The sequence below is a fragment of the Gordonia sp. NPDC003585 genome, assembly GCF_040610755.1.
Lineage (GTDB): Bacteria > Actinomycetota > Actinomycetes > Mycobacteriales > Mycobacteriaceae > Gordonia.
The window spans coordinates 31,462-52,066 of the sequence record NZ_JBEXMX010000001.1 but is presented as its reverse complement, the minus strand read 5'-3'; the positions used below and the strand labels follow the sequence as shown (position 1 = coordinate 52,066).

The 20,605-nt window shown below is 65.7% G+C and carries 20 protein-coding genes, 1 tRNA gene and 1 pseudogene; 13 read left to right on the top strand and 9 right to left on the bottom strand.

Annotated elements, in window-relative coordinates; genetic code table 11:
• Positions 1-15 precede the first annotated feature (15 nt).
• A complete protein-coding gene (locus ABZW74_RS00250; RefSeq protein WP_355272735.1) occupies positions 16-999 on the bottom strand; it encodes an alpha/beta hydrolase family protein in 984 nt (327 codons plus the stop codon).
• 174 nt (positions 1,000-1,173) lie between these two features.
• On the opposite strand from ABZW74_RS00250, the gene ABZW74_RS00245 reads away from it, so the two are divergent.
• On the top strand, positions 1,174-1,608 hold the full coding sequence (locus tag ABZW74_RS00245; RefSeq protein WP_308221043.1) for a thioesterase family protein: 435 nt from the start codon (positions 1,174-1,176) through the stop codon (positions 1,606-1,608).
• A gap of 4 nt (positions 1,609-1,612) precedes the next feature.
• On the opposite strand, the gene ABZW74_RS00240 is transcribed toward ABZW74_RS00245, so the two are convergent.
• Together ABZW74_RS00240 and ABZW74_RS00235 are read right to left on the bottom strand one after the other, a co-directional pair.
• Positions 1,613-2,878: a hypothetical protein gene (locus ABZW74_RS00240; protein ID WP_240857921.1), complete on the bottom strand. Its 1,266-nt coding sequence runs from the start codon at positions 2,876-2,878 to the stop codon at positions 1,613-1,615.
• A gap of 30 nt (positions 2,879-2,908) precedes the next feature.
• The gene (locus ABZW74_RS00235; RefSeq protein ID WP_355272731.1) at positions 2,909-4,042 is read right to left on the bottom strand and encodes an acyltransferase; all 1,134 of its coding nucleotides are present in this window, start codon (positions 4,040-4,042) and stop codon (positions 2,909-2,911) included.
• Positions 4,043-4,099: 57 nt separating this feature from the next.
• Between ABZW74_RS00235 and ABZW74_RS00230 the strand changes: the two genes are divergently transcribed.
• Entirely contained in the window at positions 4,100-5,152 is a 1,053-nt protein-coding gene (locus ABZW74_RS00230; RefSeq protein WP_355272728.1) for a magnesium transporter CorA family protein, read from the top strand.
• A gap of 117 nt (positions 5,153-5,269) precedes the next feature.
• The gene (locus ABZW74_RS00225; RefSeq protein ID WP_240857919.1) at positions 5,270-6,250 is read left to right on the top strand and encodes an alpha/beta hydrolase family protein; all 981 of its coding nucleotides are present in this window, start codon (positions 5,270-5,272) and stop codon (positions 6,248-6,250) included.
• A gap of 12 nt (positions 6,251-6,262) precedes the next feature.
• Here ABZW74_RS00225 and ABZW74_RS00220 read toward each other — a convergent pair.
• Positions 6,263-6,937 (bottom strand): annotated as a pseudogene (locus ABZW74_RS00220) (helix-turn-helix domain-containing protein).
• A gap of 160 nt (positions 6,938-7,097) precedes the next feature.
• Here ABZW74_RS00220 and ABZW74_RS00215 point away from each other — a divergent pair.
• From ABZW74_RS00215 to ABZW74_RS00200, 4 genes are all read left to right on the top strand, one after another.
• Entirely contained in the window at positions 7,098-7,928 is an 831-nt protein-coding gene (locus tag ABZW74_RS00215) for a methyltransferase domain-containing protein (RefSeq protein ID WP_276614898.1), read from the top strand.
• Positions 7,929-8,051: 123 nt separating this feature from the next.
• A complete protein-coding gene (locus ABZW74_RS00210; RefSeq protein WP_355272724.1) occupies positions 8,052-9,449 on the top strand; it encodes a DUF5933 domain-containing protein in 1,398 nt (465 codons plus the stop codon).
• Between the two features lie 33 nt (positions 9,450-9,482).
• Positions 9,483-10,325, top strand: coding sequence for a hypothetical protein (locus tag ABZW74_RS00205; protein WP_240857916.1), 843 nt, complete (start codon positions 9,483-9,485; stop codon positions 10,323-10,325).
• 108 nt (positions 10,326-10,433) lie between these two features.
• Complete coding sequence (locus ABZW74_RS00200; RefSeq protein WP_355272720.1) at positions 10,434-10,757, top strand: hypothetical protein; 324 nt, start codon at positions 10,434-10,436, stop codon at positions 10,755-10,757.
• A gap of 667 nt (positions 10,758-11,424) precedes the next feature.
• Here ABZW74_RS00200 and ABZW74_RS00195 read toward each other — a convergent pair.
• On the bottom strand, positions 11,425-12,174 hold the full coding sequence (locus ABZW74_RS00195) for a LysR family substrate-binding domain-containing protein (protein ID WP_355272717.1): 750 nt from the start codon (positions 12,172-12,174) through the stop codon (positions 11,425-11,427).
• Between the two features lie 48 nt (positions 12,175-12,222).
• Between ABZW74_RS00195 and ABZW74_RS00190 the strand changes: the two genes are divergently transcribed.
• Positions 12,223-12,612 carry a DUF5997 family protein gene (locus ABZW74_RS00190; protein ID WP_355272846.1) on the top strand — a complete coding sequence of 130 codons (390 nt, stop codon included), beginning with the start codon at positions 12,223-12,225 and terminating at the stop codon, positions 12,610-12,612.
• Positions 12,613-12,622: 10 nt separating this feature from the next.
• Here the strand turns inward: ABZW74_RS00190 and ABZW74_RS00185 are convergent.
• Positions 12,623-12,707: transfer RNA gene (locus tag ABZW74_RS00185), tRNA-Ser, on the bottom strand.
• Between the two features lie 79 nt (positions 12,708-12,786).
• Here ABZW74_RS00185 and ABZW74_RS00180 point away from each other — a divergent pair.
• A complete protein-coding gene (locus tag ABZW74_RS00180) occupies positions 12,787-13,761 on the top strand; it encodes an NAD(P)H-quinone oxidoreductase (RefSeq protein ID WP_355272714.1) in 975 nt (324 codons plus the stop codon).
• 71 nt (positions 13,762-13,832) lie between these two features.
• Here the strand turns inward: ABZW74_RS00180 and ABZW74_RS00175 are convergent, their stop codons facing one another.
• The 3 genes from ABZW74_RS00175 to ABZW74_RS00165 form a co-directional block, all read right to left on the bottom strand.
• On the bottom strand, positions 13,833-15,278 hold the full coding sequence (locus ABZW74_RS00175; RefSeq protein WP_355272712.1) for a hypothetical protein: 1,446 nt from the start codon (positions 15,276-15,278) through the stop codon (positions 13,833-13,835).
• A 338-nt stretch (positions 15,279-15,616) separates the two neighbouring features.
• A complete protein-coding gene (locus ABZW74_RS00170) occupies positions 15,617-16,087 on the bottom strand; it encodes a MarR family winged helix-turn-helix transcriptional regulator (protein WP_240857910.1) in 471 nt (156 codons plus the stop codon).
• Positions 16,088-16,158: 71 nt separating this feature from the next.
• Positions 16,159-17,355, bottom strand: a complete 1,197-nt coding sequence (locus tag ABZW74_RS00165) for a cysteine desulfurase-like protein (RefSeq protein ID WP_240857909.1) — start codon at positions 17,353-17,355, stop codon at positions 16,159-16,161.
• Between the two features lie 80 nt (positions 17,356-17,435).
• Here ABZW74_RS00165 and ABZW74_RS00160 point away from each other — a divergent pair, with 80 nt between their 5' ends.
• Genes ABZW74_RS00160 through ABZW74_RS00145 form a run of 4 tightly spaced genes read left to right on the top strand, consistent with a single transcriptional unit; the run spans position 17,436 to position 20,600 of the window.
• Positions 17,436-17,969, top strand: a complete 534-nt coding sequence (locus ABZW74_RS00160; RefSeq protein WP_240857965.1) for a bacterial proteasome activator family protein — start codon at positions 17,436-17,438, stop codon at positions 17,967-17,969.
• A gap of 52 nt (positions 17,970-18,021) precedes the next feature.
• Complete coding sequence (locus ABZW74_RS00155; RefSeq protein ID WP_240857908.1) at positions 18,022-18,888, top strand: ABC transporter permease; 867 nt, start codon at positions 18,022-18,024, stop codon at positions 18,886-18,888.
• Between the two features lie 9 nt (positions 18,889-18,897).
• Positions 18,898-19,701 carry an ABC transporter ATP-binding protein gene (locus ABZW74_RS00150; RefSeq protein ID WP_240857907.1) on the top strand — a complete coding sequence of 268 codons (804 nt, stop codon included), beginning with the start codon at positions 18,898-18,900 and terminating at the stop codon, positions 19,699-19,701.
• Positions 19,698-20,600 carry a glycosyltransferase family 2 protein gene (locus ABZW74_RS00145; RefSeq protein ID WP_355272707.1) on the top strand — a complete coding sequence of 301 codons (903 nt, stop codon included), beginning with the start codon at positions 19,698-19,700 and terminating at the stop codon, positions 20,598-20,600. The genes ABZW74_RS00150 and ABZW74_RS00145 overlap by 4 nt, the downstream gene beginning before the upstream one ends.
• Positions 20,601-20,605: the final 5 nt, after the last annotated feature.

The window sequence follows — 20,605 nt, the reverse complement described above, 5'->3', positions numbered from 1 at the left end:
GGAGCGGTGGCCGGGTCAGCTGTAGAGCCCGCGCGAGATGACCGGCCACAGGGCGGGGAGGTCTTGTTCCCAGTACGCCCAGGTGTGAGTGCCGATCAGACGGAATCCGTCGGTGTAGTTGACGCCGGCGGCACGCATCGTGAGTGCGAACTCCAACGAGCAGCGGTAGGCGCCGAGCTCAAGGGCCGACGACGACGCGGTGACGGCCTCACGCGGCCCCTCGTCGGGCTCCACCCGGCGCTGCAGGTCCAGCGGGCCGACGGCCCCGGAACCGGCCGAGATGAAGATCTGCTTCCCGCGCAGGGCGTCGAGGTGCAGGCTCGGGTCGTGCGCACGCCAACCCTTCGAGCCGAACGGCCCCCACATGTTGGTGGCGTCGCCGCCGTCACGTCCGACGGTGGTGCGGACATACGCTTCGTTCGCGGGCCCCGACACCGGCGGGCAGCCCGACAACGACGCGATACCCCGGTACAGCGACGGATGGCGAATGGCGAGCGCGAAGGCAGCCTGACCGCCCATCGACAAGCCGATCACCGCGTTGCGGCCGGTGCCGTTGAAGCGTTTGTCGACCAGCGCGGGGAGTTCCTTGGCGAGGAACGTCTCCCACATGGGCTTACCGAGCTTGGGGTCGTTCTTCTGCCAGTCGGTGTAGAAGCTCCCCTTGCCGCCGGTCGGAAGAACGACGTTGACGTTCTTGTCGGCGAAGAAACGGCCCGCACGACCCTTGGTGATCCAGTCGCTCACGTCGCCTTCGGCACCTGCGCCATCAAGCATGTAGACGGTCGGACGGGGACCCGACGCTCCGGCCGGCGTGAGCACCGAAAGCTTCACCCGCTGCTTCATCGCCGGCGAGTACACCCAGATGTCGGTCCGCAGGGCACTCAGTTTCACCGACTTCGCGATCCGCGCCGTCGGCGTGGGCGCGGCATGTGCGGCCACAGGTGCCGTCAACAGCGCAGCAACGACCCCGGCAACGACTGCGATCCAACGCCTCGCCATGCGGTTTTCTCCTACCCCGTTTCAGACACGTGCTCCGTCGGTCCGATCTCACGACACGCGGCCGCGCGCCCCCCAGCGGACAGACCACTTATAGGGTGACAGACTACCCGCGGATAGCCGACCGCGAGAAGGCCCACAATCGAGTTTGCGATCACACAAAGGACATCCAGACCAGTGGCGACACAAGACAGCAGCGGTTTCGCGTTCGTCGCAGAGGTCGACGTCCGATGGTCGGACATGGACGCCTTCGGCCACATCAATCACGCGCGCATGGTCACGTTGATGGAAGAGGCGCGCATCGCGTGGCTCCTCAGTGCCGGCGAGGAGTACGCCCCGCTGATCCAGAGCGCGATGATCGTCCACGTCGAGATCCGCTATCAGAGTCAACTGCGCCACGCCGATTCGCCACTGCGAATCGCCATGTGGATCAAGGGTTTTCGATCCGTCGACTTCACCATCGGCTACGAGATCCGGGGAGCCGACGCCGAGCCCGACAGCCGTCCGGCATGTGTCGCGAGCACCCAGATGGCGGTCGTCGACATCGAGGCGCACACGCTGCGTCGGCTCACGCCGACCGAAAAGGACTATCTGCGTTCGTGGTCGCGCTGACGCGTCAGCTTCTCCGATCCCCGGTTCCGGACCGCCCTGGCGCGGGTTCATACCGAGCCGGAAGCTCGCGTGCGGCAGCGGGAGAAATTCGCGCGATGTTTCCCTGCAAGACATCTCGGTAGATCCGCAGTTGCTCCTCGCCACTGCGTACCTGTTCGGTGAGGCGCTTGGAGTTGTCGACGGATATCTCTCGATCCCCCGACCTGGCGATCAGTTCGTCGATGCGGTCGTCGATGGTGAGTGCTTTGTTGTACTCGGCGAGGATGCGCAGTTCGACGGCGGCCGACTCGACGACGAACGCGACTTCGGCGAGGGCCTGCACGCGGTCGATGAGTTCGGTCCAGACCGGTCGCAATACGGTTTCCCGACGGTCGATCTGCTCGGCGAAGGACTTGTCGAACCCGCCGTTGCGCTTCGCGCGGTCGAGGTCGATGCGGACCGCACGCAATGCGATGACGTCGGCCGCGATCTCGGCGAGTTCGGCGTGCAGGTTCACCTGGGTGCGCTGCACCTCGAAATGGTCGGAGCGCCAGGCCGGATTGCGGACGATGCGGTCGTAGTAGTGCCCGGCGACGTAGAGAAGCGTCTCGTAGCCGTCGATGAATCCGGCCGCCCGCGGTGCCTGCGGTGCCGCCTGCTCCCGACCGCCCCCGAGGATCTGACCCGCCCACGTCTCGGCCTGCGGGCTGCCCGACTTCGCGGCCACAGCGCCGACGACACCCGCGATCCGATCGATCGCCGCCGAACCTGCCCGGCGCATGTAACTCGACGCGTTGACGTTGGGAGTGGGCGTACACAGCAGGCCCGAGAACAGGCGCTCCCGCTCATCGATCTCGAGGTAGACGTTCTCGCGGCGCTCCCGGCGAATGGCTCGCGTGCCACCGGCGAACACGCCCTTGGCGGTGACGATCGCCTTGTGTGCATCCTCCCGACGCCGCACCAGGCCGTTCAGGCGATTGCGCATCACCGCGCCGACCACGCCGGGAACAACCGGGCTGACCAGCTGATTCTCGAGCTGCGTGATCCCGCGCTGGAGTCGGCGGAGGTCACCGAAGCCTGCGGGCAGCGTCGGCACGGGCAGTCCCAACGAGACCCGACGGACAAAGATCGCCCGTCCGCCCGGCGTGAGGAAACCCGACGCGATCAGCAGTGCGGCGACGTCGGAGAGGTCGGGCCGGTCGCCGGGCATCTGCGACGCGTCGCACCAGGCGCGGATCTCCTTGGCCGAACGCGCACGCGACCGCCGCCCCGGATACCGGTTGTCGACCATGAATTTCTCCCGCCTTCTCTGCCGACAATGCTACCCGGGCTCGACGACACTCCCCGGCGTCCGCGCACGCCACAGGGGTGCGGTGGCACGGTGCAGCCCCCAGGCGATCGGAGTGCTCACCGCCGTCGTGACCAGGAACGCGATCAGCCACGACCCGGTGAAGACGCCGTAGTTCAGGACGTCCATCATCACCTCGAGCACCACCACGTGGACGAGGAAGAACTCGTAGGAGATCTCACCGAACCACACCATCGGTGCGCTCCCGCACAACCTCGTCCACAGGTCACGCCCAGCGAAAACCAGCGGGCCGATCAGCCCGACGGCGACGACGAGATAGAGAAGGTGTTTGACGATGGTCGCCGACGCGGTGGTCGGGGTGATGGTCGGCTCGCCCGCGATGGCAGATCCGGACAGCACAAAGGCCCCGATCGCGATGCCCACCGACCACGACGCCGGCCAGCGTCGGACCAGACGGGTGCAGACCGCGAGCAGCATCCCGCCCGCGAACCAACCGATGAATGCCGGAGCCCACAGCCGCGCGGTGAGATCGACGCCATCACTGCCAGCGACCACCACCGACCAGATCGGACTGATCAGCATCACCCCGACCAAACCGACGATCAGCAGATCGGGTCGCCACCGCCGGCGCGACAGCGCCACCACCAGCACCCAACCGATGAGCGGCAGCACCAGGTAGAAGACGACCTCGGCAGCAAGACTCCACATCTGCGTCAGCCCGCTGTGCAGGTGGCCGATCCCGTAGACCTGGGTCAGCGTCATGTTCCGCAGATAGCCCGACCAGCCGTTGCCGGTGGCCGACTCGACTCCACCGGGCGGCGCAACGGCGTAGAGCACGTACACCGCGGTCACGACGATCCAGTACGCGGGAAGGATGCGCCGCGCACGGTGCCAGAAGTAGCGTCGAACCCCTGGCGTCGTCGACGCTTCGGCCGCTGCGCGAACCCATGGCCGGAACAGCAGATATCCGGACAGCACGAAGAAGATCGCGACGCCGACCTCGAACCGCGCGAAGATCCGGCCGGCGAAGTCGTCGGTGTAGTTGCCGGTCCAGAACGCCGCATGCGTGAGACAGACGGCCAGCGCCGCCACGGTCCGGATACCGGTCAGCGACGCGATCCTGCGCGATCCCTGCCCGGCCGTCATGCTGCGATCCTGCCGCAACGACCGTTCGGTGCGCGACGAGCGGTGCACAATCGTCGGATGGGCCACGAACATGTCCGCGGACAGATCTGGCGCGACGGCCAGTTCGTCGACGGCTTCCAGCTCGACCAGATCTCCGAGTGCATCGACCAACCGGGCACGCTCGTCTGGGCCGACCTCGAATGCCCCACTCACGAGACACTGACCCATCTGGCAGCAGAACTGGACCTCGACCCATTCGCCGTCGAGGACACCACCGCAGCCGTGGAGCGGGTCAAGACCGTCACTTATACCGCACACACCTTCCTGATGGTGTACGCCATCACCATCAAAGATGGTGACGGACAGTCGGATTCAGATGCCGCACCACCCACCCAGCAGCCATTGCCGCAACAGCAGCCGCTCCAGCGGGCGACGCTGTTCGATCTGCATCGCATCTCGATTTTCGTGAAACACAACGCGCTCATCACGGTGCGCCGGAACTCCGGTTTCGACATCGAGCAGGTGGTGCAGCGCTGGAAGGACATCGGCGGCGAACGCTACGGCGTCGGCGCACTTCTGCATGGCCTGCTCGATGTCGTGGTCGACGGGCATTTCGACGCGGTCGAGCGGCTCGATGACGACATCGAGGATCTCGAACAGCTCCTCTTCGACGACAGGGTGCCCGGCCGCTCGCTGCAGCGTCGTACCTACGATCTGCGCAAGGATCTCGTGGTGCTGCGACGCGTCGTCCTGCCGATGCGCGAGGTCATCGCCGGAATTCAGCGCCGCCGCTTCGAGAACCAAGCACCACCCGAACTCGATCCGCACTTCTCCGACCTCTACGACCACGCGCTGCGCGCCGCGGAATGGACCGAGTCGTTGCGCGACATGATCACGACGGTGTTCGAGACCAACCTCTCGCTGGCCGACGCCCGCCTCAACACCGTGATGAAGAAGCTGACGGCGTGGGCCGGGATCGTCGCCGTCCCGACCGCGATCACCGGCTTCTACGGCCAGAACGTCCCGTTCCCGGGTTTCGCCCGCACGTTTGGGTTCGTCACCAGCACGGTGCTCATCGTGGTGATCGTCGGAGCGCTCTACGTCAGTTTCCGACGCCGCGACTGGCTGTGACGTATTCGTCCGGTTTCGGAACGATCACACCATTAGTCACATCAGCCGCTTCTGTCACATAATGATGCAGGTGTTCGTGACGCTGGGTCACGAGATCGTATGGCCAGGAGGTCGGTCGTGTCCGGACGTGTTCTGTTGTCTGCCCTGGTGGCGGCGGTGATGGCCACTGGCGTGCTCGTCACCGGGACGTCGAGCGCGCAGGCCGAGCCGGACAAGACGGTCGTCCGCGTCGTGTCGAAGTCCACCGTCAAGGGTCGGGAGCGACTCAAGGTGTGGTCGCCGATCATGGGGCGCGAGATCACCGTCGACCTGCAACGACCGTCGGGTGATGGTGAGCGCCCGACGCTGTACATGCTCGACGGCGCCGAAGCGCACGACGAGGAGTCGGGTTGGTACGCGATGACCAACCTGCAGTCGCTCGCGGCAGCCGAGAAGCTCAACGTGGTCACGCCGGTCGGCGACCCGCACAGCTACTACACCGACTGGCGCGCCGTCGACCCGGCGATCGGCAAGAAGTACATGTACGAGACCTTCCTCACCCGCGAACTGCCCAAGCTGATCGACGCCGAGTACGGCGGCAATGGCCGCAACGCGATCGCCGGGGCATCGATGGGCGGTGTCGCGGCCCTCACTCTGACCGCGCGACACCCGGCCCTCTACCAGGGCGTGGCCGGCTACAGCGACTGCGCCAACATCTCCAGCCTGCCCAACCAGATGCTCACCCGCTGGGACGTGAGTCGCGGAGGCGGGAACGTCGAGAACATGTGGGGTCCGTTCAGCGATCCCGAATGGCGTGCGCACGACCCCTACCTCCTCGCGGCGAACCTCCGCGGCAAGACGATCTACATGTCGTCGGGCAACGGCGTCCCGGGCAAGTACAACAACCTGATCGCCGACCCGGTCGACGAGACCTTCCGCGGCATCATCGGAGAGATCGGCACCTGGTTCTGCACGGGCCAGATCAGTAATCGGTTGTCGCAGTTGTCGATTCCGTTCACCACCAACCTGCGCACCACCGGCACCCACAAGTGGGGCTACTGGCGCGACGAGTTGAACACCTCGTGGCCGATGCTGATGCGCTCGATCGGGTTGCGCTGACGCGCCACCAGATCACGCAGGCCGCGGAATGGCCGCCGAGTTGCCCTGCCCGATCCAGCCCGGAACTTGTCGAGCAACAGAAGGCGCGGCGAGCACATCGACCTTGTTGTCGCGCAGAGCATTTCGCCAGTCTGTGTCACCCCGCCAGATCTCGGTGAGGGTGCGCAGGTCGGTGTCGATCGCGACGTCGACGTCTTAGCCAGGGTCGAAGTCGCACACCTGCGCCTGGCCGTCGTCGACGACCAGCCACCAGGTTCCGGCCTTGCCGATCACATCGCGAAACCGGAACTGCACCATGGTGCGTCGTCGTGGCCACTGGTCGATCGGGATGGTGCGGTGCATGTCCCACAGCAGCAGGTGCGGGTCGAGGTCGGCGTCGCCCAACTCCCCGATCCATCGGATTCCCCAGGTGCTCAATGCGGTGACCACCTCGGCGAGTTCGTCACCCTTCTCGGTGAGGGTGTACACCGACCGGCCTCCGACCACCGTGCGTCGAACCACTCCCGCCCGTTCCAGACCGCGCAGGCGCTTGGTCAGCAACGCGGGTGACATCTTGGGCACCCCGCGTCGCAATTCATTGAAATGCTTACTGCCCAAGAGGAGTTCGCGAATCACCAGGATCGTCCAGCGCTCGTCGAGAAGTTCCATCGCCTTGGCGACCGGGCAGAATTGTCCATACGAGGTCATGCGACCACCTCCGTGTGCTTCGTTCAAGTACACACCCGCGCCCGGCTCGGGACCAGTACAGATTCTGTACCACGAGTGGTTCAGATCGTGATCTGGAGACGACCGCCACGTGAGAGCGACGCTGGATGGGTCCGATATCCGAACACAAGGAATCACCACCATGTCGCACCCGACGACCACTGTCCGCACCATCACCCCCGACCTCGACGCCGCGATCAAGACCAAGCATCGCGCGATGTGGGCGTCCGGGGACTATCCTGCCGTCGCCGACCTCATCGCGCCGCTGGGCCGAACCCTCGTCGATGCCTTGACGATCAACCCGGGTGAGACCCTGGTAGATGTCGCGGCCGGCGATGGAAATGTCGCGGTACCGGCGGCGCGAGCCGCAGCCCGCGTGGTCGCCACCGACCTCACCCCGGAGCTGCTGCAGACCGGCGAGTCGGCCAGCGATCTCGATATCACTTGGCGCACAGCCGATGCCGAGGATCTACCGTTCGACGACGACACCTTCGACATCGCGACGTCCTGCGTGGGCGTCATGTTCGCACCCGACCATCGCAAGTGTGCCGACCAACTCGTGCGCGTCGTCCGGCCCGGCGGACGGATCGGCCTGATCAACTGGACCCCAACCGGTTTCATCGGTCAACTGTTCGGGGTGATGAAGCCCTACGCTCCGCCACCGCCGCCGCACGCCCGTCCCGGCGTCCTGTGGGGCGACGAGGATCACGTGCGCTCGTTGTTCGGCACCGCGGTGACCGGACTCGACGCGCAGGTCGGTGCTGTCACCGTGGACCGGTTCGACGACGGAGCGGCCTTCCGCGACTTCTTCAAGGCGAACTACGGACCCACCATCACCGCGTTCACGGCGATCGGGGACGACGCCGAGCGGGCCGCGGAACTCGACGCGGCGATCGCCGACCTGGCGGATCGCCACATCGACGGCGGGCGAATGGACTGGGAGTACCTGCTGGTGACCGCGGCGGTCGTCTGATCGGTCACGATTTGTTCACCTTGCCGACGTTTCGTTCAACTGGTTGAACAACTCAGTTCACATGCCGTTTACGATACGAACGTGCTAGTCGAGGACCCACGCCGACACGAATGGCGACAGCGGATGCTGTCGCCATCTCGTGTTCGGGTCATCGGCGGGCTCGCGCTCGTCGTCGCCCTGCTCGTCGGGCTGCAGATCTACGCCACCCGACAGTCGACGCTGGGCCCGTTGGAGAGCCTCTGGCACGACTACGCGGGCACCCCGAAATCGATGACGCTGCCGTGGGCGGGTCTGCTGCTCGCGATGGTCGGGTTGTCGTGGCGACGACGTTTCATCGCGCTCGGTGCGGCAGTGGCCATCGACGCCCTGTACGCGATACCCCGATGGCTGGAGTCCGGGGTGGTGGCCGTCGGCAACGGACCGGTGATCGTGCTGACCGGGATCGTCGTCGTCGCGTGCTGGCGCTGGACCGGCGTCGACCGTCGAAATGCCCTCTACGCTGCGGCGTTGGGTGCGCTGCTGATCCTGGCGACCAAGGTCGGTGACATCTGGCTGGGCGTGACCATCCACACCCAGCCGCTCGTCTTGGACGAGTACGTGATGCTGGCCGACCACGCCCTCGGGCAACCGTCGTGGCATGCGGCACGCATTCTCGAAGCCCTCGGCCCCAAGGTCGAATGGCTGCTGCACTGGGTTTACATCGAGCTTCCGGCCGCCGCTGCGGTGGTCGCGGTGTGGCAGCTGCGCGGCGTCGCGCGGACGGGCCGTTGGCCCAGCCACTACCTGGTCCGGACGTTCCTGGTGCTCGGCTTGGTCGGTCCACTCTTCTACGTGCTGTTCCCGGTCATCGGCCCGATGTTCGCGTTCGGACCCGAGGGCGGCGGCGCCCAGTTCGGCGACTACTGGCCAGGCGTGCTGCCACCGATCGACCTGACACCCGCTCCCCTGCACTTCGACGGCGGGCCACCCCGCAACTGCATGCCGTCGATGCACACCGCCTGGGCGCTGGCCGTGTTCCTGCATTCCCGACGCGACGTCGACGGCAGTCCCGCACCGCTGTGGATGCGTACGATCGGGTCGCTGTGGCTGGTCTGCACCCTCGCAGCGACGTTGGGTTTCGGCTATCACTACGGCGTCGACCTGGTCGCCGGCGCGGTGTTGTGCCTGACCATCGATTCGGCTCTGCGCGACCCCGCCCGCGGATGGGGTGCGCCCCGCATCCGTTTGGTCGCCGGCGGGTCGGTGCTGTTCGCGACCCTGCTCGTCTCCTACCGCTACCTGGCGGTTCCGATGGCGCACTACCCGGTGCTGGCCGGCGCGCTCGTCCTCGGGGCGCTGGCGGCGTTCGCCGGAACCTTCTACCTCACCTGGTTCGGCGACGGTCCTCTCCGCGCCTTCGACCGATTGGTGACACTCAATGCCCGGATCGCCGAACTGGTCCCGACCGGGCTGAGCGCAACTCGGGAGGGGCGCGGTCGGCGAGTGCTCGCCGAGCGCAAGCCGTCGCCCGTGCAAGACTGACCTCGTGACCGCGAGTCGAGGGGGTTGGTCGAGATGACGCAGTCGTGGGGCCCCGGGCCGGGTGACCCGGATTCGGGCTGGCAGCCGATCCCGCCCGGGCCGCCGCACGCGCAGCCGATGCCGCCGCCGGGTCCGCCGGCAGGCCCCTACGGTCCACCCCCTGCCGGGCCCGGGTTCGGTCCGCCGCAGAACCCGGCGCCGTTCGGCGCACCACCGTCTTTCGGGCCGGCGTTCGGCACCGGGCAGTTCGGGGCTGCACAGTTCGGGGCCCCACCGCCTCCGCGTCGTCGTTCCACCGCACTGATCGTCGGCGTCATCTGCGCCGTCGTCGCTGTCGTATGCCTCACGGCAACCCTTGTCGTGGCGCTCTGGCCGAGCGACGATGGCGACAACCGCACCGAGACACTGCAACTCGCGAGCAACGTGACCATCGAGGTCGACGTTCCGTCCGGCTGGAAGACCGTCAAATCCAACTCGAGTGAGTATCCCGACCGATACCTGCTGACGCCGCGCCGCGAACAGCGCAGCTACACCGAGATCGACCGGCAGTCCGAGGATCTCGACGACAGCGGCTCGACGGTGCAGCCGATCACCATCGTCGAACTGTTCACCCTCAACTGCTCGAGCATCAACAGTTCCGCCTTCAAGGACAGCGAGACGGTCGGCGACTGGCGCTACGCCACCGAATCTGTTTCTCGCAACTCGGTTTCGGCGGCGCGGACTCTCGCCTACCGAACTCTCGACAACGGTGTCTGCCTCGCCGCCTTCGGGCTGTCTGCCGCGAAGGACTCATCTGATCTGTCGAACGAGCCGCGATCGTTTGTCCGCAACATCGCCGAGGGCAAGATCATCACGGACGTCACGCAGAGCCGCTGACGGATGGCCATGACAAGGATGACCATGAGGCTCGGGGTTACCCCGCAGGGCACCCGAGTCGCCAGGAACGTCGGTATCCCACTTGCCTTCTCGCTCGTCGCATCACTCGTGGGCTTCTACGTGATCTCGTCCGTCTGGAGTTCGTGCGACTCCCAGCCGAACGAGAATGTCAGCTTTTTGTTCGCGGCAACCGTTGGCGGCCCGGCCATCTTCTTCACCTCGATTCTGGTTCTGTCGATCGCTTCCACGCTCCTCCGAAATGCAACTGCACGGCTGTACTACCCGGCGATCACTTCTCTCGCGATCGCGGTTCTGTGGCTCATTCTCTCCCTGGCCGTACCCGTCACGCCACCAGATCCTGTTGCGGCCGAACGATGTCCGAGCGGTGTGCCGGACTGGTGGCCGTGGTATATCCCGGTGGCGAGATCCTGATACGAAGAGTTCGGTGACTAGCGCTCTGACCTGCACATAAGCGTCCACCACCCCACCGCTCGCTGAGGTGCCCGAGGCGCCAGCCGAGGGATGCCTCGAAGGGCAGGCGAACGGGCCACGTCAGCGAGCCACCGGACCACTGAAAGTAGGGAAGGTTCTTCCCCTACTTTCTGCCCCTGCTTGTTGAGTCGCCCGCGAGAAAATTCGCGGGGAGGACTCCAGGGATAGGGGACGAGTTTCTTCCCCTACTTTTCGTGGATCATCGTCGCAGCGCCGCGCTCCACGGCCCTCTTCCCGCCTCCACGATCGCCGCCGCAGGCGGCGGGTGGGTCGCTGATCCGAAGAGTTGGGTGACCGCCGCGGCCACCTACGGAGATCTGTACCTGGGAACCTGGCCACGTACACAGTGCACTTGGTCGGGTTGAGGGGTACATACATCCGATCGGGGTCGCGGTGCGTTCGGGTGGTCGGACCGGCTCGCCCCGGGAGGTGTCGTCCAAAACGGTCGCCGTGAGGTGTCGCCGAGGGCAATGTGCCCTCGGCGGGCACTGAGGAGGACCGTTTCGGACGCCTTTCCCGGTGGGTCGGAATGCCTTACGCTCGGCGACCACGCTCTTCCCGCCTCCACCATCGCCGCCGTGCGGTGACGTCCGAATTCTGCGGCCAGTTAGCGCGGCCGGCGGGTACGGCTCTTCGATCTTCCGGGCCCAGGTGTTTTGCCGGCCGCTTCCCTCGCGGCTCGTTTGGCCGCTGCCTTCTCTTTGGCCGACCGTTTCGGTGCCGGTTCGGCCGTGCCTCGCGACGAGTTGGGTTTGCGGCCACGGACGATCCCGATGAACTCCTCGGCCAGCTCCGACGTCGGGTCCGGCCACAGCAGGCCGACGCTGCTCGTCGCGACATCGGTGACCGGCCGGTAATCCAGGTCGCGGCGATGGTGCAGTCGGGCGAGCGACTGCGGAACCAGAAGAAGTCCGATGCCGGCGGCCACGAGCTCGATCGCGTCGGCGGTCGTGTCGGGTCGATGCTCGATCGCGGTTCCAGGGCGATCGGTGACGACGAGAGGCTCGTCGAGCGGCCACAGAAGGCTCTCGTCGGCCAGATCTGCCGGTTGCAGTTCCTCGCCCGCGCTGAGCAGGTGATCCTTCGGGATGACGACCACCGTCGTCTCGTCGTAGAGCGTGATGGTGTGGTGCGCGCCGGGGTCGGCGTGGGTCACCGCATCAGGCAGTCGAGTGATCGCCATGTCAACGTTTCCATTGCCGATCGCCGCAGCGGTATCGGCAACCTCGGTGGCGACCAACTCCAGTCGCACCTCCGGGTGGCGTTCACCCCAGATGCGTACCCACTTCCCCGGCGTCGTGCCTGGCACGAAGGCGACCCGAAAATCCGTGCGGTCGGCTTCTGCGGGCGGGCTCACGCGTCGAGGCTACCGCGGGGATACGCTGCGAGGATGAGCTCGCAGTCGATGAAGCCGGCCACCGCCGCCAAGAAGCTGGACGTCTACCTGCCGGCGACACCCGAAGATTTTCGCGCCGGGCCGATCACGCGGGCGGAACTGGCCGCCCTCCAAGCCGACCCGCCGCAATGGCTGCGCGACCTTCGCGCCAACGGTCCGCACCCGAAGAACCTGGTGGCCGCCAAGCTCGGGATCTCGAACTCCGGCTTGATCCGAGGCGAGGTGACCGAAGCCCTGACGACCGAACAGATCAACGCCCTACTCGTCGAGATGCCCGAGTGGCTCGAGGCCGAACGCACCAAACACGTCGAGGTGCTGCGCGAGGAGCGGAGAGTCAAGTCCTTGCACGCGGACCGTCGGCGTGACAGCGAGGAGCGGTCGGACGACGCCTCGGAGTGAGGTCAGTGAGCGGAAGCGGAGGGATTTGAACCCCCGGTGGTTTTACCCACGCTCGCTTTCAAGGCGAGTGCATTCGGCCGCTCTGCCACGCTTCCCTGAGCAGCAAGACTACGGCAGGGGGCCCGAGGCCTCGGTCGCACCCATCGCTGAGCAGCGTGTGACACGATCGACGGGGTGAAGGCCATTGTCGTCGAGTCCGGGAATCTGTCACTTCAGACCATCCCCGATCCCGTCGTGGGCGACGACGAGGTGATCGTCGACGTCGTCGCTGCCGGCGTGAACCGTGCGGACCTGCTCCAACGCAAGGGACTGTATCCGCCGCCACCCGGCGCTCCCGACACACTCGGGTTGGAGGTTTCGGGGCGGATCTCGGCGGTCGGATCAGAGGTGAGCGGCTGGTCGGAGGGCGACGAAGTGTGCGCCCTGCTCGCCGGCGGCGGGTATGCGGAGAAGGTGGCGGTCCCGGCTGCCCAACTCCTGCCGGTACCGGAAGGCGTCGACCTCACCTCGGCGGCAGCTCTGCCGGAGGTGGCGTGCACGGTGGTGTCGAATCTGTTCGGCACCGCACACCTACAGCCGGGCGAGCTGGTGCTGATCCACGGCGGTTCCAGCGGCATCGGCACCCACGCGATCCAGGTGGCGCACGCGCTTTCCGCACGGGTCGCGGTGACCGCGCGCAGCCAGGCCAAGCTCGCGCGCTGCGATGCCCTCGGTGCCGACATCCTCATCGACTACACCCAGCAGAGCTTCACCGACGTGGTGAACGAGAGCGGTGGCGCCGACGTCATCCTCGACATCATGGGCGCAAAGTATCTGCGCCCCAACATCGATTGCCTCCGAACGGGTGGGCGTCTCGTCATCATCGGCATGCAGGGCGGGGTCAAGGCCGAACTCCCGATCGGGCTGATGCTCGGCAAACGCCTGTCGATTCACGGCACCACCCTTCGGTCGCGCCCGGTCGGCGGCGTCGGCGGGAAAGCAGAGGTGGTGAGGCAGACCCTCGCAACCACCTGGCCGCTCATCGACGCCGGACGTGTGCGGCCGGTGATCGACTCAGTGCTCTCACTCGCCGATGCCGACACCGCCCACGCCCGACTCGACAGCGGCGAGGCGATCGGGAAGGTCCTTCTGGCGGTCGCTCCGGTCTGACAGCGAGAAGCGCGATCCGTTTGAAGTTGAGCCCGAATTCCGGACTCAACTTCAAACGGATCAATGTCGGATCAGCTGTCGTCGCCGTCGTCGCCGTCGCTGCCGTTGTCGCCGTTGTCGGCGCTCTGGTTTCCGGCGTCGGCGTTGCCGCTCTCGTCACCGGCCTCCGCGTTACCGCCTTCGGGCTTGCCGGCGTCACTACCATTCGGCTTTGCTGTGTCACCGTCCTTGGGCTTGCCGAAGTTGCCCAACTTGGGCTTGGGCACCTCCAGGGCCTTGGACTTCCCGGCAGCACCACCCTCCGGCTCGCCGGTCGGTTGCCCTTCTGGGTTCCCGACGTTCGTCGTGTTCACGACGGTGTTGGCTGCAGCATCGTCGACCGGGGCGGTCTTCTCGGTATCGGTCTTGTCAGCTTCGGCGTCGGTCGAATCGGGCGCGGCGAAGGTGGACACATTCTCCGAGCTCAGTCGATTGGCGGCCGTATTCACCGGCGTGATCGCTTCGGCGACCTGCTTAAGGTAGTTGTTGATGGTCACAATCGTTCCCGAGGTTGTCGCCGCAATGTTCAGCACCGGACGCAGGATTGAGCCCGTAACACTGATCTCGAGGTTTCCCGCGGGGCTCAGCAGGCCCCCTGCAGCCAAGGTCAAGGCAATGGGCGGGAGCAAAGGAAGCCCGGTATCGATCGTCGTGTCAACGACATCCGCACCGTTGAGCGCCCCGTCGACGATGGTGGGAATGAAGTCGATCAGCGACTGCACCACGTCGCCGAAATCACTGTCGTCGTCATTGACGGCACCGACGAAGTTCTGAATGGCTTCCACCGTCGCCACGACGGTCGCGAGAAGCGGAGAAACGACGCCCAGCGCGAGAGCCGCGACATTCTCGAGAGTGATGGTGCCTAGCGCATTCACGAAGTTCTGGAACGGCTGCGTCAGCGCCGCGACGACGGCGTCGAAGAGTTCAGACCCTGGCCCCTGAACCAGCGAAACCAGCGGCCCGATCAGAATCTGAGCCGCTTCCTCGATCCCGCCGCCACCGAACAGCGCTTGGATCGCCTGCACTGCGGTGATCGGCAGGGTGATCACGTACCCCGCGCCACCCACGACGATGTCGATCGTCGGACCCGCAACATTCCCGAGGCTGGTGAGGTTGTTGTCGAGGATTTGCGACAGCACCGGCAATGGGTCGGCCGTCAGCACCGGTATCAGATGATCCAGGTTCGCTGACGTGTTCTGAACCAATTCGGTCCACGTGGCCGTCGGGACGATCGCCGGCGATTCGATCCCGACATCGCGGGTCAGCGCCGGCGGGGTGGTCATCGGGCCCAGCGCGAGCGCAGTGACACTCGCAAAGGCGATGGTGGTGGTGGCGATGGGACGGAGAGCTCTTTGCATCGGATTTCCCGATCTATTCGTCGCGTGGCTCATGAAGGAATGGGTGTGATCCCAGTCACACACACTAATAATCAGGCGACAACTTTTCTGCAGAATGCAGTAAACGACCAAAATAGGCACGGCTCAAAGAAGCAGCATAAATTGAGCCGAGCCTGCCGGAATTAACAATCCAATGCGCGCATTTCGAGATCCTCAATAGGAAGTCCCACTGATCCAGGGAAGCACCAGTGGCTCCTGAATAATGGGCGCGAACAATCCCGAGCGGCAACAGATTTCCCCGCTCATGAGTGCGCGACCTACGTTTCGGCGTGGCGTGGAGAATATGGACGCTTGACCAAGACTTGTTTTTGTTCGGAAGTCCTCGAACGAGACCCCCAAAAGGGGGACAAGGATTTCTCCGATTTCCGGGACAACGATGCCTGAGTCACATACGATAACTCGGGAAATCGAGAGTCAACTCACTCGCCCGCGCAGCCGGGGATCCCCGCGCGAATTCGGCGGAATACGTCGCCGAGAGCGGTGAATTCCTCCGGAGACAAAACGTCTATGACGTGCCGTCGAATCACGCTGTCACGGACCATCACATGCTCATGCAGCGTGGCTCGGCCCTGCTCCGTCAGGCGCACCAGCCGGTGCCGGCCGTCGCCGTCGGACTTGATCTTCTCGACCTCACCGTCGTCGATGAGCCGGGCAATCTGACGTGACACGGTGCTGACCCGCATGTGGACGGCGTCTGCGAGTTCGCTGATACCGCGATCGGGTGTGTCCTCGAGCGCTTCGAGCAAGCGCATGTCCGCGACGGCCAGTCCCCGCGCACTCATCTCGTCGGTGACGCGCGCCATCAACGCCCAGCCCCCGTCGACGAATGCGCCCCAGGTCTCGACCTCCTGCGGCGTCAGTGCGCGCTGCCGGTCCGTGTCAACATTCATTGTCGTCAACCTAGCGGCCACGATTGCGCAGCGCGAGTCCTTCGGGTCAACCGACCAGATGAACGTGCGTGTCAGCCCAGCGAGCCGAGCGTCCTGACCAGGTGATCAACCTCGTATGGCGTCGAGTACGGGGCCAGACCGATGGTCACCGCGCCACCGAAGTCGTCGACCCCCATCCTGTTCAGCGCTCGACTCGGCAGATCACCCAGCGCGCAGATGCCGTTGTCGGCGAGGCGACGCACCACCTTGTCGGCGCTGACACCCTCGACAGTGAAACTCACCGCCGGTATCCGGTTCTCCTCGGTGCCCACCAGGTTGACCTGATTGAGCTGCTCCAACGTGGTCGTGAGGTAGAACGTCAGACGCTGCAGGTAGTCGTAGACGCCGTCCATCGCGGTTTCCAGCCGACGACGACGTTTGCCGATTCCGTCCTCGTCGAGGCCCGCGAGATGCTCCACCGACGCCACCACCCCGGCCAGCAACGCACCCTGATGCGGTTCGAGTTCCAGACGCGCGGGCCCGGTCGCACGCGGATTCATCGACATCATCCGCAGACGATCGATGGTGTGCGGTTCCCGGAACGCCATCGCCCCCATCCGCGGTCCACCCCAGCGTTCCGCGGAAACCACCAGCACGTCGGCGGCGAGTTCGTGGATGTCGAGCGGAAGATAGGGCGCGGCATTCGTCGCGTCGACGACGAGCAGCGCACCCACCTCGCGAGTCAACGGCGCGATCTCGTTGACGTCGGTGATCGCACCGGTCGTGCCCGACGCCAACGTCACCGCGACGATCTCGGTGTTCTCGTTGATCAGGTCGGGGTACTGCCACACCGGCAGGCCGCCGGTCTCGACGTCGACCTCTGCCCATCGGACACGCGCGCCGAATCGGTCGACGATCCGCAACCAGGGGACGATGTTGGCCTCGTCGTCCTGGCGGCTGACGACAACCTCGCCGCGCAGCCAGGTGTTCGGGGCGATCGCCTCGGCAAACGCGTGCAACAGCGCCGCTCGCGACGGGCCGAGCACCACCCCCGCGGCGTCGGCGGCGAGCAGATCACCGATCGCCCGACGCGCGCCGTCGAGGGCGTCCGCACTCTCCCGGGCCGCCGGATAGGCGTCACCGGGTGCCGACACCAACTGCCGGAATCCCCTCGACACCGCATTCGCGACCGAATCCGGTATTTGCATCCCGGCCTGCGGATCGAAGTGGATCCAGCCGTCACCGAGCGAGGGAAACAAACCACGCACGTGAGCGACGTCGAACGGCATGGGCACAACGATAGACCGCGCGCACAAGTGGCCCTCCGCCTCTTGTGTGAGCCCGCTTTCTGCACAATGGACCCATGATGATGAGCGACGACACAACCCCCGGCCCGTTCGGCGGCACGCCCACCCCCGACGCCGACAATGTCATCATCGTCGGCGGCTCCGACGCGACCGCCGGCAAGGACGACGAGCAGGCCAACATCGCCGACATGGTCGAACAGCCGGCCAAGGTGATGCGGATCGGCACCATGATCAAGCAGCTCCTCGAGGAGGTGCGCGCCGCTCCGCTCGACGACGCGTCACGCGCACGTCTGCGCGAGATCCACGAGTCGTCGATCCGGGAACTCGAAGACGGGCTGGCACCCGAGCTCCGCGAGGAACTCGAGCGGCTGGCCTTGCCGTTCACCGACGACGCCACCCCGTCCGACGCCGAACTGCGCATCGCCCAAGCCCAGCTCGTCGGCTGGCTCGAAGGCCTGTTCCACGGCATCCAGACGGCGCTGTTCGCGCAGCAGATGGCGGCCCGCGCCCAGCTCGAGCAGATGCGTCAGGGCGCGCTGCCACCCGGGATGACGGCCGGCGGTCCCCACGGACCCAGCACCGGCCAGTACCTCTGAACACCCGGGCGCGCGAGGGTCTGATCTCTACCGGCAAGTACAGTGAGTCCCCGTGTCAGCGGTAGTCGACGACGACGCGATCCCAGCGCGTCCCGAGAGTTCGGATTCACGCACGCTCCGACGTGCGGTGAAGGACCTCCGCGACGGTGTCGACAGCCGCGAACTGTGGTTCCACCTGGGCTGGCAAGACATCAGGCAGCGGTATCGACGGTCGGTTCTCGGGCCGTTGTGGATCACCATCGCGACCGGCGTCACCGCGGTCGCCATGGGGCTGCTCTACGGCGAACTGTTCGGCCAGGACCTGAGCAAATTCTTGCCGTACGTGGCCCTGGGCTTCATCTTCTGGGCCTTCATCGAGAGCTCGATCCTGGAAGGGTCGGAGATCTTCGCCAAGAACGAAGGCCTGATCAAACAGCTTCCGGCACCGGTGAGCGTTCACGTGTACCGCGTGGTGTGGCGGCAGCTGATCATCTTCGCCCACAACGTGGTGATCATCGTGGTGATCTTCATCGTGTTCCCACCGCCGTTCAGTTTCTCGATGCTGCTCGTGATCCCGGCCATGGGTCTGTTCATCCTCAACGCGATCTGGGTCTCGATCGTGTTCGGCATCCTCTCGACCAGGTTCCGGGACATCGGCCAGCTGCTGACGACCGTCGTACGCCTCGTGTTCTTCATGACCCCGATCATCTGGTCGGCGCAGAGCCTGAGCGAGACCACGGCGGGCGACGACTCGTCTCGGCTGCGGATCGTCGAGCTCAACCCGATGTTTCATTACCTCGAGATCTCCCGCGGGGAACTACTCGGGGACAACGTGGAGCTCTATCACTGGATCATCGTGCTCGGGTGCACCGCGGTCGGCTGGGCGATGGCGATGTTCGTGATGCGCAACTACCGCGCCCGCGTGGCGTACTGGGTTTAGGACCTCACCATGGCACCTGACAACAGGGTTCGCGTCGACACCTGGGACGCCTGCGTCGACTTCCCCATCTTCGACGCCAAGACCCGCTCACTGAAGAAGTCCGTGATCGGCGCAGCCGGTGGCGTCATCGGCTCCACCGACTCCGACGTGATCGTGGTGGAGGCGTTGCGCGACATCAACCTCCACCTCAAACACGGCGACCGCGTCGGCCTCGTCGGCCACAACGGTGCCGGCAAGTCGACGCTGCTGCGTTTGCTGTCGGGGATCTACGAGCCCACCCGAGGCGCATGCCGCGTCAACGGACGCGTGGCGCCGGTGTTCGACCTCGGCGTCGGGATGGACCCGGAGATCTCCGGCTACGAGAACATCATCATCCGTGGCATGTTCCTGGGCCTGACCCGCAAGGAGATGCTGAAGAAGATCGACGACATCGCCGAATTCACCGAACTCGGCGATCACCTCGAGATGCCGCTGCGCACCTATTCGACCGGTATGCGGGTGCGCGTCGCGCTCGGGGTGGTGACGTCGATCGACCCGGAGATCCTGATCCTCGACGAGGGCATCGGCGCGGTCGACGCGGACTTCATGAAGAAGGCGCGGGCACGGCTGCAGGCGCTTGTCGAGCGGTCGGGCATCCTCGTGTTCGCCAGCCACTCCAATGAATTCCTCGCGCAGCTCTGCGACCGCGCACTCTGGATCGACCACGGTCAGATCAAGATGGAGGGCGGCATCGAAGAGGTGGTCGGGGCGTACGAGGGACCCAAGGCCGCCGAGCACGTCCGCAAGGTTCTGGCCAACCTGGACAAGTCATGACCGACGATGCGCGGGTGGTCGCGGTGGTGGTGACCCACCGTCGAGTCGAGTTGCTCGCCGAATCACTGAAGGTGGTGAGCGGACAGGAGCGCGCCGTCGATCACCTGATCGTCGTCGACAACGATGATGACGATGCTGTGGCGAAACTTGTTGCCGCACAGCCTGTCCCGACGACCTACCTGGGATCGCAGCGCAACCTCGGCGGAGCCGGCGGCTTCGCCCTCGGCATGCTGCACGCCCTGGCATTGGGCGCCGACTGGGTGTGGTGCGCCGACGACGACGGCCGCCCCGACGGCACACAGGTTCTCGGCACGCTGTTGGACTGTGCCGCACGGCATCAGCTCGACGAGGTGTCACCGGTGGTCGCCAACATCGACGCCCCTGACACCCTCGCGTTCCCGCTCCGTCGCGGCCTCGTGTGGCGCCGCAAGCGCTCGGAACTGTTCCTCGACGACGACTCCGACCTCCTGCCCGGCATTGCCTCGCTCTTCAACGGTGCGCTGTTCTCCGCGTCGTGCCTCGAGCAAGTCGGCGTGCCGGATCTGCGACTGTTCTTCCGCGGGGACGAGGTTGAGGTGCACCGACGGCTCGTCCGTTCGGGCGCGCGCTTCGGCACCTGCCTGCGCGCCGGCTACCTCCACCCCGACGGGTCGGCGGAGTTCCGGCCCATCCTCGGTGGCCGGATGCACACCCAGTACCCCGACAACGCCGTCAAGCGGTTCTTCACCTACCGCAACCGCGGCTACCTGATGAGCCAGCCCGGCATGCGCAAACTCATCCCACAGGAGTACGCCCGATTCGGTTGGTACTTCCTTGTGCAGCAACGCGATCCGAAAGGTTTCGCCGAGTGGGTCCGGCTGCGCAGGCTGGGCCGGTCCGAGAAGTTCAGTCGCCCATAACCGCA

What these genes read in the sequence shown, in the direction of transcription:
- ABZW74_RS00160 (WP_240857965.1), top strand. Translation starts at nt 17,436, where the DNA reads ATGAGCGACGACACAACCCCCGGCCCGTTCGGCGGCACGCCCACCCCC.
- ABZW74_RS00145 (WP_355272707.1), top strand. Translation starts at nt 19,698, where the DNA reads ATGACCGACGATGCGCGGGTGGTCGCGGTGGTGGTGACCCACCGTCGA.
- ABZW74_RS00240 (WP_240857921.1), bottom strand. Translation starts at nt 2,878, where the DNA reads ATGGTCGACAACCGGTATCCGGGGCGGCGGTCGCGTGCGCGTTCGGCC.
- ABZW74_RS00205 (WP_240857916.1), top strand. Translation starts at nt 9,483, where the DNA reads ATGACGCAGTCGTGGGGCCCCGGGCCGGGTGACCCGGATTCGGGCTGG.
- ABZW74_RS00190 (WP_355272846.1), top strand. Translation starts at nt 12,223, where the DNA reads ATGAAGCCGGCCACCGCCGCCAAGAAGCTGGACGTCTACCTGCCGGCG.
- ABZW74_RS00165 (WP_240857909.1), bottom strand. Translation starts at nt 17,355, where the DNA reads ATGCCGTTCGACGTCGCTCACGTGCGTGGTTTGTTTCCCTCGCTCGGT.
- ABZW74_RS00150 (WP_240857907.1), top strand. Translation starts at nt 18,898, where the DNA reads ATGGCACCTGACAACAGGGTTCGCGTCGACACCTGGGACGCCTGCGTC.
- ABZW74_RS00215 (WP_276614898.1), top strand. Translation starts at nt 7,098, where the DNA reads ATGTCGCACCCGACGACCACTGTCCGCACCATCACCCCCGACCTCGAC.
- ABZW74_RS00210 (WP_355272724.1), top strand. Translation starts at nt 8,052, where the DNA reads ATGCTGTCGCCATCTCGTGTTCGGGTCATCGGCGGGCTCGCGCTCGTC.
- ABZW74_RS00170 (WP_240857910.1), bottom strand. Translation starts at nt 16,087, where the DNA reads ATGAATGTTGACACGGACCGGCAGCGCGCACTGACGCCGCAGGAGGTC.
- ABZW74_RS00250 (WP_355272735.1), bottom strand. Translation starts at nt 999, where the DNA reads ATGGCGAGGCGTTGGATCGCAGTCGTTGCCGGGGTCGTTGCTGCGCTG.
- ABZW74_RS00230 (WP_355272728.1), top strand. Translation starts at nt 4,100, where the DNA reads ATGGGCCACGAACATGTCCGCGGACAGATCTGGCGCGACGGCCAGTTC.
- ABZW74_RS00235 (WP_355272731.1), bottom strand. Translation starts at nt 4,042, where the DNA reads ATGACGGCCGGGCAGGGATCGCGCAGGATCGCGTCGCTGACCGGTATC.